12 protein-coding genes are annotated in these 11,809 nt (G+C 73.6%); 1 reads left to right on the forward strand and 11 read right to left on the reverse strand.

Annotated elements, in window-relative coordinates:
- Positions 1-3: 3 nt before the first annotated feature.
- The 5 genes from ACFVS6_RS12785 to hsaA are packed head-to-tail and all read right to left on the reverse strand — an operon-like array spanning position 4 to position 5,146.
- Complete coding sequence (locus ACFVS6_RS12785; protein WP_389703224.1) at positions 4-1,686, reverse strand: FAD-dependent oxidoreductase; 1,683 nt, start codon at positions 1,684-1,686, stop codon at positions 4-6.
- Entirely contained in the window at positions 1,683-2,231 is a 549-nt protein-coding gene (locus ACFVS6_RS12790) for a flavin reductase family protein (protein ID WP_389703226.1), read from the reverse strand. The genes ACFVS6_RS12785 and ACFVS6_RS12790 overlap by 4 nt, the downstream gene beginning before the upstream one ends.
- Positions 2,219-3,112, reverse strand: a complete 894-nt coding sequence (locus ACFVS6_RS12795; RefSeq protein ID WP_389703228.1) for a VOC family protein — start codon at positions 3,110-3,112, stop codon at positions 2,219-2,221. The genes ACFVS6_RS12790 and ACFVS6_RS12795 overlap by 13 nt, the downstream gene beginning before the upstream one ends.
- Positions 3,113-3,128: 16 nt before the next feature.
- Positions 3,129-3,980 carry a 4,5:9,10-diseco-3-hydroxy-5,9,17-trioxoandrosta-1(10),2-diene-4-oate hydrolase gene (hsaD, locus tag ACFVS6_RS12800; protein WP_389703230.1) on the reverse strand — a complete coding sequence of 284 codons (852 nt, stop codon included), beginning with the start codon at positions 3,978-3,980 and terminating at the stop codon, positions 3,129-3,131.
- A complete protein-coding gene (hsaA, locus tag ACFVS6_RS12805; protein ID WP_389703232.1) occupies positions 3,977-5,146 on the reverse strand; it encodes a 3-hydroxy-9,10-secoandrosta-1,3,5(10)-triene-9,17-dione monooxygenase oxygenase subunit in 1,170 nt (389 codons plus the stop codon). The genes hsaD and hsaA overlap by 4 nt, the downstream gene beginning before the upstream one ends.
- Before the next feature lie 253 nt (positions 5,147-5,399).
- On the opposite strand from hsaA, the gene ACFVS6_RS12810 reads away from it, so the two are divergent.
- The gene (locus ACFVS6_RS12810; protein ID WP_389703234.1) at positions 5,400-6,272 is read left to right on the forward strand and encodes an IclR family transcriptional regulator; all 873 of its coding nucleotides are present in this window, start codon (positions 5,400-5,402) and stop codon (positions 6,270-6,272) included.
- A gap of 69 nt (positions 6,273-6,341) precedes the next feature.
- Here ACFVS6_RS12810 and ACFVS6_RS12815 read toward each other — a convergent pair whose 3' ends face one another.
- The 6 genes from ACFVS6_RS12815 to ACFVS6_RS12840 all read right to left on the reverse strand — a co-directional run bounded on the left by ACFVS6_RS12815 (position 6,342) and on the right by ACFVS6_RS12840 (position 11,588).
- Positions 6,342-7,409, reverse strand: coding sequence for a 2Fe-2S iron-sulfur cluster-binding protein (locus ACFVS6_RS12815; protein ID WP_389703235.1), 1,068 nt, complete (start codon positions 7,407-7,409; stop codon positions 6,342-6,344).
- Positions 7,402-7,632 (reverse strand): hypothetical protein, encoded by a 231-nt coding sequence (locus ACFVS6_RS12820; protein WP_389703236.1) that lies wholly within the window; start codon positions 7,630-7,632, stop codon positions 7,402-7,404. The genes ACFVS6_RS12815 and ACFVS6_RS12820 overlap by 8 nt, the downstream gene beginning before the upstream one ends.
- The gene (locus ACFVS6_RS12825; protein ID WP_389703237.1) at positions 7,632-8,777 is read right to left on the reverse strand and encodes a Rieske 2Fe-2S domain-containing protein; all 1,146 of its coding nucleotides are present in this window, start codon (positions 8,775-8,777) and stop codon (positions 7,632-7,634) included. Before ACFVS6_RS12825 ends, ACFVS6_RS12820 begins: the two co-directional genes overlap by 1 nt.
- A 74-nt stretch (positions 8,778-8,851) precedes the next feature.
- Positions 8,852-9,892 (reverse strand): 4-hydroxy-2-oxovalerate aldolase, encoded by a 1,041-nt coding sequence (gene dmpG / locus ACFVS6_RS12830; protein WP_389703239.1) that lies wholly within the window; start codon positions 9,890-9,892, stop codon positions 8,852-8,854.
- Positions 9,889-10,782, reverse strand: a complete 894-nt coding sequence (locus tag ACFVS6_RS12835) for an acetaldehyde dehydrogenase (acetylating) (RefSeq protein WP_389703241.1) — start codon at positions 10,780-10,782, stop codon at positions 9,889-9,891. The genes dmpG and ACFVS6_RS12835 overlap by 4 nt, the downstream gene beginning before the upstream one ends.
- 20 nt (positions 10,783-10,802) lie before the next feature.
- A complete protein-coding gene (locus ACFVS6_RS12840) occupies positions 10,803-11,588 on the reverse strand; it encodes a 2-keto-4-pentenoate hydratase (RefSeq protein ID WP_389703243.1) in 786 nt (261 codons plus the stop codon).
- Positions 11,589-11,809: the final 221 nt, after the last annotated feature.

An 11,809-nucleotide genomic window follows, 5' to 3' on the forward strand; every position in this document is an offset into this window, starting at 1 on the left:
CCGTCAGAAGTCGGCGGCAAGTTCCTCCGCGATGGCGTTGACCGCCGCCCAACCGAAGGCCATCGCTGGGCCGATCGTCGCGCCGGGGCCCGGGTAGGTCTCGCCCATGACCGCCGCCGAGCAGTTGCCCGCCGCGTACAGGCCGCCGATCGGGGAGGCGTCCTCGCGCAGCACCCGGCCGTCGCCGTCCGTGACCAGGCCGCCCTTGGTGCCGATGTCGCCCGGGTGCACGGGGACCGCGTAGAAGGGGCCCTTGTCGATCGGCGCCAGGTTCGGGTTGGGCAGCGTCGGGTCGCCGTAGTAGCGGTCGTAGGCGCCGGCGCCGCGCCCGAAGTCCTCGTCCACGCCGCGCTCGGCGAAGCCGTTGAAGCGGCGGACCGCGGCGGGCAGGCCCGGCGCGGAGATCAGCCGCGCAAGTTCCTCCACCGTCGCGGCCTTCTTCACGAAGCCGCTCTCCAACCACCGCGCCGGGAAGGGCTGTCCGGGGAACAGTCCGGCGAAGAGGTAGCGGGCCTTCGAGCGGGCGTCGAGGACCAGCCAGGACGGTACGGTGCTCGCCCCGGGCCGGTCGGCGGCGTACATCCGGTCCACGAACGCGTGGTAGGGCAGCGCCTCGTTGGCGTACCGCTCCCCCGACCCGTCGACGATCACCATGCCGGGGATGCCGCGGTCTGCGACCAGGAAGAAAGGCTTCTCCCCCGGCGGGCACACCGACGGCGCCCCCCACACCCGGTCCAGCAGGTCGGTGGCCGCGCCGAGTTCCTCACCGAGCCGCAGGGCGTCGCCCGTCTGCCCCTCGGAGGCGTGCGTCCAGTCGGTGGAGGTGGGTGCGGGCAGGTGCTTCTCCCGCAGTTGCGCGTCGTGGGAGAAGCCGCCCGCGGCGAGCACGACCCCGCCCCGCGCCCGTACGGTCACCTCGCGGCCCGCGCGGACGACCCGTACGCCTTCCACCCGGCCGGCGGCGTCCGTGACCAGGCCGGTCAGGGGCGCCGAAAGCCACAGGTCGCCGCCGAGCCGGTCCATCGAGAGCCGCATCCGGGCGATCAGCGCCTCCCCCAGGGAGAGCAGCCTGCGGCCGGTGGCGAGCGCCTTCACCGCCCGCATGACCACCTTCACGGAGGTCAGCCGGCCCGCCCGGGTGCGGGCCACCATGTTCAGGAAGCGGAAGTCGTACGAGGTCATGGTCAGCCCGTACGTCGGCAGCCCCGCGCGGCGCATGGTGCGGCCGAGCCGGCCCAGCCGCCGGAAGTCCACGATGCACGGTTCGACGGAACGCCCCTGGGCCATGCCGCCCGGCTCCTCGGGGAAGTAGTCCGGGTAGCCGGGGGTGTACATGAAGCGGACCTCGGTGCGGTCGTGGAACTCCCGCACCATCCGCGGGCCGTGGGCAAGGTAGGCCTCCTTGCGGGCGTCGGGGACCCGGTCGCCGACGGTCGCGTCGAGGTAGGCGCGCGCCTTGTCGTGGGTGTCGGCGATGGCGGCCCGGTCGAGGTGGAAGTTGCCGGGCACCCAGATCGCGCCGCCGGACAGGGCGGTGGAGCCCCCGTACGCCCCGGTCTTCTCCACGACCAGGACGGTCAGTCCGCGCAGTCGGGCGGTGATCGCGGCGGCCAGTCCGGCCGCGCCGGAACCCGCCACCACCACGTCGTACTCGTACGTGTCCCCGTGCGCGTGTTCGTCGGTCATCCGAAGGCTCCGGTGGCGTAGTCGCTGCGGAAGTACAGCAGGGGCGATCCGCCGTCGCGGGCGGTGAGTTCGAGGACCCGGGCCGTGACCAGGTAGTGGTCGCCCGCCTCGTGGACGGCCTCCAGGGCGCAGTCGACGGTGGCGAGGGCCCCGGAGATGCGGACGGTTCCGTGCGCGGAGGTCTCCCACTCCACCCCGGCGAACTTGTCGCCGCCGCGGCGGCCGAGGGCCTCGCAGACGGCCCGCTGCGCCGCGTCGAGGATGCTGACGCCGAACCGGCCCGCGGCCCGTACGGCGGGCCAGCTGGAGGAGCCCTTGCCCACGCAGAGGAGCACCAGCGGCGGGTCCAGGGAGAGGGAGGCGAAGGACTGGCAGGCCAGCCCGACGGGGCGGCCCTCGGGGTCGGTGGCGGCGAGGACGGTGATGCCGGAGGCGAAGGCGCCCAGTACCTCGCGGAACACGGCGGGGTCGACGGGCGCGGCTTCGACGGGCGCGGCTTCGCACGCAGCGGGGTCGACGGGCGCGGGCGCGGTCAGCCGTTCCACTGGTGGCCCCAGAAGCTGTCGGCGGTGATCTCCTTCGCGGTCCAGGCCGCGGGGTCGACGATGAGGCCGTCCCAGCCGTACTCGACCTGGAAGCCGCCGGGGGCCTGCGCGTAGAACGACACCATGTGGTCGTTGGAGTGCCGGCCGAGGGTGGAGGCGATGGGGATGCCCGCCGCGTTCATCCGGTCGAGGCAGTAGCCGACGTCGTCGAGGCGTTCGAGTTCGACCATGAAGTGGACGATGCCGGGCGGCAGGGCGCCGGGGTAGAGGCCGAGGCTGTGGTGGCGGCGGTTGGGGCTGAGGAAGTGCATCCAGTGGAAGGGCCGGTCGGGGTCCGCGGTGGGGACGGCGACGGGCGGCAGCCTCATCGAGTCGCGCAGTTGGAAGCCGAGGAGGTTCTCGTAGAAGTCGAGGCTCGCCGCGGTCTCCGGGGCGGGCAGGACGACGTGGCCGAGGCCGAGGTCGCCCGTGACGAAGCGGTTGCCGTAGGGCGCGGCGAGCGGGCCGTGGTCCTGGGCCTGGCCCCAGTAGATCTCCAGGGGGTTGCCGCTGGGGTCCTCGCAGTGGATCAGGCCCTGGACGCGGCGGTCGGCGAGGGTGGCGTCGTCGCCCTGCTTGACGGCGTGGCCGGCGGCCTCCAGTTCGGCGGCCGCGTCCCGCAGGGCGCGGGCGTTCGCCACCTCGAAGCCCGCGGCGAGGAGGCGGTCCGTCGTCCCGGCGACGAACTGGAAGCGGTGGACGCGGTCGTCGATGCGGACGCACAGCAGGGTGTCCGTGCTGCCCTGGCCCTCGGTCATGCCGAGGACGTCGAGGGCGTAGGTGCGCCAGGCGGCGAGGTCGGCGGTCTCGATGCGGAGGTAGCCGAGTGCGCGGATGTCCATGGGGGTCCCCTGGTGGCTAGTGGAGGAAGAAGTCGGTGGCGAGGCGGTTGAACTCGGCGGCGGCCTCGGTCTGGGCCCAGTGCCCGCAGTGCGGGAAGACGTGCAGGCGGGCGTCGGGGATGGTCTTGAGGGCGAGGAAGGCGCCGTCGACGGGGTTGACCCGGTCCTCTCGGCCCCAGGTGAGGAGGACCGGTCGGGTGATGCGGTGGGCCTCGCGCCACAGGAGGGTGTCCTCGGGCCATTTCGTGAAGGCGGCGGCCATGCGTGCGTTGCCGAGCCTGGCCTCGGGGTCGGTGGCCTGCGCGTAGCGCTCCTCGACGAGGGCGTCGGTGACGACGGCCGGGTCGTGGACGAGGGTGGTGAGGAAGGTGCGCATCGCGGCGCGGGTGGGTTCGGGGGCGAGGCTGAACTCGAAGAGCCGTTTGATGCCTTCGGTGGGGTCGGCGGAGAACAGGTTCAGGGAGATGCCGCCGGGGCCCATCAGGAGCAGTTTCGCGACCCGTTCGGGGTGGTCGAGGGCGATGCGGACGGCGGTGCCGCCGCCGAGCGAGTTGCCGATGAAGTGGGCGTCCTCGATGCCGAGTGCGTCCATGAGGGCGACGACGGCGCGGGCGCTGAAGGTGAAGTAGTCGCAGTCGGGTTCGGGCTTGTCGGAGCGGCCGTAGCAGGGCAGGTCGACGAGCAGGGTGCGGAACCGGGCGGCGAAGTGGGGCAGGTTGGCGCCGAAGTTGGACCAGCCGGAGGCGCCGGGGCCGCCGCCGTGCAGCATGATCACGACGGGTGCGTCGTCGGGTCCCGCCTCGTGGAGGTGGAGGGTGAGGTCGCCGGCCTTCACGGTCCGGGAGGTGTTCTCGTACGTGGGGCTCACAGCATCGTGTCCTGGATGTCGAGGCCGAGGGCGCCCTGGCCGAAGAGGACCAGCGCCCGTTCGGGGTCGTTGGCGGCGTGGCCGCGTCCGGTGTGGACGTCGCGCCAGGCCCGCTGGACGGCGTTGGTGCCGGTGCGCATGGCGCCGCCGCCCGCGTTCTCCATCAGGAGGTCGACGGCGGCGACGCAGCGTTCGGTGGCGAGGACCTGGTCGCGGCGGACCCGGGTGCGCAGGTCGAGCGGTAGGGGCTCGCCGCGTTCGGCGAGGGCGTGGAGGTCGGCGATGTTGCGCCGGAGTTGGAGCCAGGAGGCGTCGATGTCACTGGCGGCGCGGGCGATGCGGACCTGCGCGAAGGGGTCCTCGGCGACCTGCTGGCCGTAGGAGGTCCGGAAGCGTTCGCGGGTGGCGGCCACGTACCCCTCGTAGGCGCCCTCGGCGATGCCGACGATCGGGGTGGAGATGGTGGTCGTGAAGATCGAGGCGTACGGGAGCCGGTAGAGGGGCTCGGGGTTGACCGCGTGGCCGGGGACGTCCAGGGCGGTGACGGGGCCGAAGCTGAGGGCCCGGTGTTCGGGGACGAAGACCTCCTCGACGACGATGTCGTTGGAGCCGGAGCCGCGCAGGCCCACGGTGTCCCAGACCTCGTCGATCCGGTACCGGGTCCGGGGCACGAGGAAGGTGCGCATGTCCACGGGACGGCCCTCGGCGTCGGTGACGAGCGCGCCGAGCAGCGCCCAGTCGGCGTGGTCGCAGCCGGAGGAGAAGTGCCAGCGGCCGCTGAGGGTGAAGCCGCCGGCGACCGGGGCGACCTTGCCGGTGGGGGCGTAGGAGGAGCAGATGCGGGTGTCGCGGTCCGTGCCCCAGACCTCCTCCTGGGCGCGGGGGTCGTAGAGCGCGACGTGCCAGGGGTGGACGCCGACGACGGAGGCGACCCAGCCGGTGGAGCCGCAGGCCTTGGCGATCTCCTTGACGGCCTCGTAGAAGATCCCGGGGTGCGCGGCTCGCCCGCCGTACGCCCTGGGCTGGAGCAGGCGGAAGAATCCGGTGTCCGTCAGTTCCTTGATGCTCGCCTCGGGGACCTTGCGCAGGCCCTCCGCTTCGGCGGCGCGTTCGCGCAGCGCCGGGGCGAGGGCGCGAACTGCGTCGAGGACGTCTTCGTCGCTCATGGTGTCCCTTTCTCGGGGTCGTCGGCTCGGGGTGCGGTGAACGTACGCCCGGGGGTCGGGGGCGAGGAACGGGGCGTTCCCGCTGAGTGGGAAGGCGTCGTGGAGGGTGGCTCGGTGGTCGCCGCCGGCATCGCGCGACCGCTTCTCATGACGATCCGAAGTATTACTGAATGAAATACATGGTTCCGGGTTCTTCCCCGCGCCGGGGGCCGCGTGGCAGGGTCGCCCCAACGCCTCACGCAGGGGGTTCCTCGTGCTCGATCAGGTCATGGAGAGCGGGCTCGCACCGCTGTCACTGCTGGAGAAGGCCGCCAAGGTCCTGGGCGCCTTCGAGGGTCCGCAGCCACGGCTCTCGCTGACCGAGGTGGTGCGCCGCAGCGGGATCCCCCGCTCGTCCGCCCACCGGATCCTGGACCAGCTGGTGCAGTTGCGCTGGCTGGACCGGGAGGGCCGGGACTACCGGATGGGCATGCGGATGCTGGAGCTCGGCGCGCTCGCCGCCCACCACAACCGGCTGCGCCGGGCGGCCCTGCCGCTGCTGCACGCGCTGCACGAGCAGACCGGACAGCTGGTGCACCTGTGGGTGCTGGACGGGGCGGAGGTGGTGTGCCTGGAACGGATCGGCGGGTCGGAGGCGGGCGCCGTGCCCTCCCGGGTCGGCGGCCGGATGCCGGCCTGCTCCACGGCCGCCGGGAAGGCGATGCTCGCCTTCGGCGACCAGGACGCCGTCGAGGAGGTCCTGGCCCGCGGCCTGCGCCCGCGCACGGCCCGGACCCTGGTCCGCCCGGCCGCGCTGCGGGCGGAGCTGGCTGCCACCCGCGAGCGCGGCGTCGCCCACGACCGGGAGGAGACCTTCCGCGGGGTCCACTGCGTGGCCGCGCCGCTGCGGGGCGCGGGACGGGCGGTCGCCGCCGTGTCCCTGTCCTCCTGCCGGGGCGAACGCGAGCTCGCCCGGCTGGCGCCCGCGGTCCTGGCCTGCGCGCGGTCCGTGTGGCGCGAGCTGTACGGGCCGGGTCGGGCGGGCCGTGCCGCGGCCGCCGTACCGCCCGTGGCCGCCGAGCCGGCGGTGTCGGCGCGGGAAATGGACAACATGATGGGCTGGTTGCGGTTCAGCGAGTGGATGTAGTGGGTACGGATACCTCATCGCACACACACCGGACCCGACCCCTCGCCAGGGGGCCGGGCCCGTTGCGTTTCAGCCGTAGGTCACCCCGACCCGGTCGGTGAGCGGAAAGGCCTGGCAGGCGAGGACGTAACCGTCGGCCAGGTCCTCGCCGTCGAGAACCTCGTTGCGGACCATCGTCACCTCACCCTCGACGACCCGGCAGCAGCAGGCCGCACAGGCTCCCTCGCGGCAGGAGTACGGGGCTTCGACACCCGCGGCGAGGAGCGCGTCGAGCAGCGTAGCCCGGCGCGGCCAGGGCGCCGTGCGGGTCTCCCCGTCGAGTTGGACGACGGCGACGGCGTCGACGCCGGCACCGGGCGGGGCGTCCGTGGGCGTCGCCGCCGGGGCGAACACGTCTGCGCCGAGCGAGAAGTAGCGCTCGCGGCGGATGCGGGCGCCGGCCGCCCCGGCCGAGCGCAGGGCCGTCTCGGCGGCGTCCATGAGCGGCCCGGGCCCGCACAGCCAGGCCTCGCGGTCCGCGTACGGGGCGACGAGCCCCCCGAGCCGCGCGGCGGTCGGCAGCCCGCGCAGGCTCTCCAGCCAGTGCACGACGGTGAGCCGGTCGGGGTGCCGGGCGGCCAACCCGTCCAGCTCGTCGCGGAAGATGACCGATGCGGGGTCCCGGTTGGCATACAGCAGGGCGATCCGGCCCCGGCCGGCGGCGAGGGCGGACTTGGCCAGGGAGAGCACCGGGGTGATCCCGCTGCCGCCCGCGACCAGCAGCAGGTCGCCGTCGAGGCCGTCCGGGCCGGGGGTGAAGGTGCCCGCGGGCGGCAGGACCTCCAGTTCGTCCCCCTCCGCGACGGTGTCGCAGACCCAGCCGGAGCCGAGTCCGCCGGGGACCCGCTTGACGGTGATCCTCATGGGCTCGCCGGTGTGCGGCGAGCTGGCCAGGGAGTAGCAGCGGGCGCCGCCGCCGGGGATCCGCAGGGTGAGGAACTGGCCCGGCCGGTAGGTGAGTTCCGCGTCGAGCACGAGGGACACCGCGTCCGGGGTCTCCTGGATCCGCTCCCGGACCCGGACCCGCAGCGGGCCGGCGGGGGCCGCGGGTGCCGGTGCGGCGGGGGCGGCGGCCCGTCCGGTGGTGGTCTCAGACATCGGCGGGCACCTCCAGCCGGCCCTCCCGTACGGCCGCCTCGATGCCGGCACGCAGGGCCGGGCAGGAGCGGACGCGGGCGCTGAGTTCGCCGGCGGCGACCCGGGCCGCGATGCGGGGGCACACCGAGGCCGCCCGGTCCGTCCACTGGACCTGGGTGTGGGCCGCGCTGAACTTCTCGCACAGCACCTCGGTGCCGCACTCCGCGCAGGCGACGGGGGTCATCACGCACCGCCCGGGGACGCGGCGCGGCGGGCGAGGTTCGCCTCGACCTCCGCCTTCCAGGCGGCGGTGGCGCGAGTGGTGTCGATCTCGAACTCGAAGCGCCGGACCATCTCGTCCTTGACGTCGTCGGCGTCGACGTAGAACTGCTCGTACCAGCGTCGGAGCTGGTAGACGGGGCCGTCCTCCTCGGTGAGGAGGGGGTTGTCGATGCGGGTCTTGTTCCGCCAGATCTCCACGTCCTGCTCGAAGCCGACGGCCAGCCCCTCGGCGGTGAGGCGGGCGGCCTCGGCGGCCTGTGCGTCGTCCATGCCGGGGAGCTTCCTGACGCTCGCCCCGTACATCAGGACGAAGCTGTTGCCGTCGATCGGGTAGTGGCAGTTGATCAGTACGGATTCCATTTCCACGCCGCCGCCGACGTCGCTCCACAGCCGGTCGATCATGTAGGAGGGGCCGTGGTAGGAGGCGTCGGAGCGCAGGCCTCCGCCGGTGGAGAGGGTGCCGAGGTCGACGTCACCGCGCGGGGTGGACTCCATGTACTGGGTGGCGACGTGCCCGTCGAAGACGTTCTTGAAGTAGTGGGGGAAGGCGTAGTGCACGTAGTAGAAGTGCGCCATGTCCACGACGTTGTCGACGATCTCCCGACAGTTGGCGTTCTCCACGCGCAGGGAGTTCCAGCTCCACTCGCTCCAGTCGGCGCCGCCGTACCCCTCGATCTCGGGGATGGTGACGCCCTCGGGCGGCGGGTTGCCCTCCGGGTCGTGCCAGACGTAGAGCTGGCCGTTGCGCCGCAGGGTGGTCCAGGCACGGGTCCGGGCGCGCGGCGGGACCCGGCGGGCGTAGGGGACGTCGGCGCAGCGGCCGTTGCCGGACCAGCGCCAGTCGTGGAAGGGGCAGGCCACGGTGTCGCCCTTGACGCTGCCGTGGGCGAGGTTGCCGCCCATGTGCGGGCAGTAGGCGTTCAGGACGCTCAACTCCCCGCTGTCGGCGCCCCGGAAGACGACGAGGCGGGTCCCGAAGGCCTCCACCTCGTGCGGGGCGCCGTCCTCGAAGGAGGAGGCGAGGCCCAGGCAGTGCCAGCCGCGGGCGAACCGGGTGGGCACGGCCGCCGCCTCGATGACGCGGGGTCCTTCGTCGGTTGAGGCCATGGGGAGGCCCTCCACTTCTTTGTGGGTGTGCTGCGGGGGGTGCCGTGCGGCGGCGCGGGCCGGGGCGGGCCGGGTTACGCGCGGGAGTCCCCGGCCTCGGCGGCGAGTTCCAGGGCGATGTCGATGAGCTGGTCCTCCTGGCCGCCGACGAGGCGGCGTTCGCCGGCGCGCAGCAGGATCCGCGCGCCGGGGACGCCGTAGCGTTCGGCCTGCCGGTAGGCGTGGACGAGGAAGCTGGAGTAGACCCCGGCGTGGCCCATGAGCAGGGACATCCGGTCGAGACGGCACTCCTCGTCCATGACGGGTCGCACCACGTCCTCGGCCGCGTCGATGATGGCGAGGACGTCGATGCCGGTGCGGACGCCCATCTTCTGGCAGACGGCGGCGAACGCCTCGACGGGCGTGTTGCCGGCGCCGGCGCCGAGGCGGCGGGTGGAGCCGTCGATCTGCAGGGCGCCGGCCCGGACGGCGGCGACGGAGTTGCCGACGCCGAGGCCGAGGTTCTCGTGGCCGTGGAAGCCGACCTGGGCGTCGTCGCCGAGCTCGGCGACCAGGGCCTGGACCCGGTCGGTGACCTGGTCCATGACGAGCGCGCCCGCGGAGTCCACGACGTACACGCACTGGCAGCCGGCGTCGGCCATGATCCGGGCCTGGCGGGCGAGGTTCTCGGGGCTGGTGGAGTGGGCCATCATCAGGAAGCCCACGGTCTCCAGGCCCATCGCGCGGGCCAGCCCGAAGTGTTGGACGGAGATGTCGGCCTCGGTGCAGTGGGTGGCGATCCGGCAGATGCTCCCGCCGCTCGCGTGGGCGGCGCGGATGTCGTCCTTGACGCCGAGCCCGGGCAGCATCAGGAAGGCGATCTTCGCGTTCCGGGCCGTTTCGGCGGCCGCCCTGATGAGTTCCTGCTCGGGGGTCCGGGAGAAGCCGTAGTTGAAGGAGGACCCGCCCAGTCCGTCGCCGTGCGCGACCTCTATGACGGGGACCCCCGCCGCGTCGAGGGCGGCGACGATCGACGTCACGTCCTCGACGGTGAACCGGTGCCGCTTGGCGTGCGAGCCGTCCCGCAGGGAGGAGTCGGTGACGCGGATGTCGAGGGTGTCGGAGTAGGCGTTCACTGGTGCAGCTCCTTGGCGAACTCCTCGCCGACCTTGGTGGCGGCGGCGGTCATGATGTCGAGGTTCCCGGCGTACGGCGGCAGGTAGTCGCCCGCGCCCTCGACCTCCAGGAACACCGCGACGCGGGCGTTGCCGCCGTTCGCCGCGGACGGTTCGTCGAACTGCGGCTCGGTGCGCAGCCGGTAGCCGGGGACGTACGAGGCGACCTCGCGGACGACCTGGTGGATGGAGGCGGCCACGGCCTCCCGGTCGGTGTCGGGCGGGATCGCGCAGAAGACGGTGTCGCGCATCATCACCGGGGGTTCGGCGGGGTTGAGGATGATGATCGCCTTGCCGCGGGCGGCGCCGCCGATGTCCTCGATGCCGCGGGCGGTGGTGCGGGTGAACTCGTCGATGTTGGCGCGGGTGCCGGGGCCGGCCGAGACGGAGGCCACCGAGGCGACGATCTCCGCGTAGGCCACGGGCACCACGCGGGAGACGGCGTACACCATCGGGATAGTGGCCTGGCCGCCGCAGGTGATCATGTTGACGTTGGCCCGGTCGAGGTGGGCGGTGAGGTTCGCGGGCGGGACCACGGCGGGGCCGATCGCGGCGGGGGTGAGGTCGACGGCCTTGATGCCGAGCTCGGCGTAGCGCGGGGCGTTGGCCCGGTGGACGGAGGCGGAGGTGGCCTCGAAGACCAGGTCGGGCAGTTCGTCGCGGGCCAGGAGCCAGTCGACGCCCTCGTGGGAGGTGTCGAGGCCGGCGCGGCGGGCGCGGGCGAGGCCTTCGCTGTCGGGGTCGACGCCGATCATCCAGCGGGGTTCGATGTGCGGGGAGCGGAGGAGTTTGTGGAGCAGGTCGGTGCCGATGTTGCCGGAGCCGACGACGGCTGCGGTGGCTTTCTTCATGCGGTACTCCCGTACGGGCCTCAGACGAAGGAGAGGGACACCGGGCCGAGCCCGGTGAAGTCGGCGGTGTAGGTCCGTCCGGCGTGTACGTCCACGGCGCGGGTGCACGACCCGGGCAGGATCAGGTGGCCCTTGCGCAGCGGGACGCCGAACCGGGCGACGGTGCGGGCCAGCCAGGCGACGGCGGTGGCGGGGTCGCCGAGGACGGCGTCGGAGCGGCCCTCGGCGAGGAGTTCGCCGTCGCACGCGACCTTGGCCCCGATCGCCTTCAGGTCGAGTCCGCGGGGGTCTCGGCCCTCGCCGATGACGTAGCCGGCGGAGGAGGCGTTGTCGGCGATGGTGTCGGCGATGGTGATGCGCCAGTCGGCGATCCGGCTGTCGATCAGCTCCAGTGCGGGGACGACGCGTTCGGTGGCGGCCAGCACGTCGGCCACGGTGCAGCCCTCGCCCGGCAGGTCGGCGCCGAGGATGAAGCCGACCTCGGCCTCGATGCGGGGCGCGCAGTACGCGGCGGCTCGGACGGGGTCGTCCCGGCGCAGCTCCATCGTGTCCAGCAGGTGGCCGTAGTCGGGCTCGTCGACGCCCATCATGGCCTGCATGACGGGCGAGGAGAGGCCGACCTTGTGGCCGGTGACGCGGGCGTCGCCGCCGCCGGTGCGGTGGCGGACGTTGATCAGCTGGATCTCGTAGGCGTCCTGCGTGTCGATGCCCTCGAACAGCTCGGTGAGCGGCCGTACGGGGGTCCGGTGCCGTTCGGCGCCGCGCAGCAGCTCGGCGGCCTCGCGCCGGCGCCGGTCGTCGATCATGGGGTCCTCCCGGCTGCGTGGTGTGTGGTGCGGCAGACGGTAGGCGGGCGGCGGGCGCGGGCGGGAGGGCGTGTTCCCGGTGAGCGGGAAAGGCCGTGGGCCGGGACGTTTCCGGGCCCGCCCGGGGGGGTGGGGCGGGCGGCGGGGGGGCCGCGGGGGCGGGGGGGCCGCGGGGGAGGGGGCCGCCCGCGGCGGGGGGGGGCCCGGGGCGGCGCGGGGTG

Source organism: Streptomyces sp. NPDC057939 (assembly GCF_042887545.1).
Classification (GTDB): Bacteria; Actinomycetota; Actinomycetes; order Streptomycetales; family Streptomycetaceae; genus Streptomyces.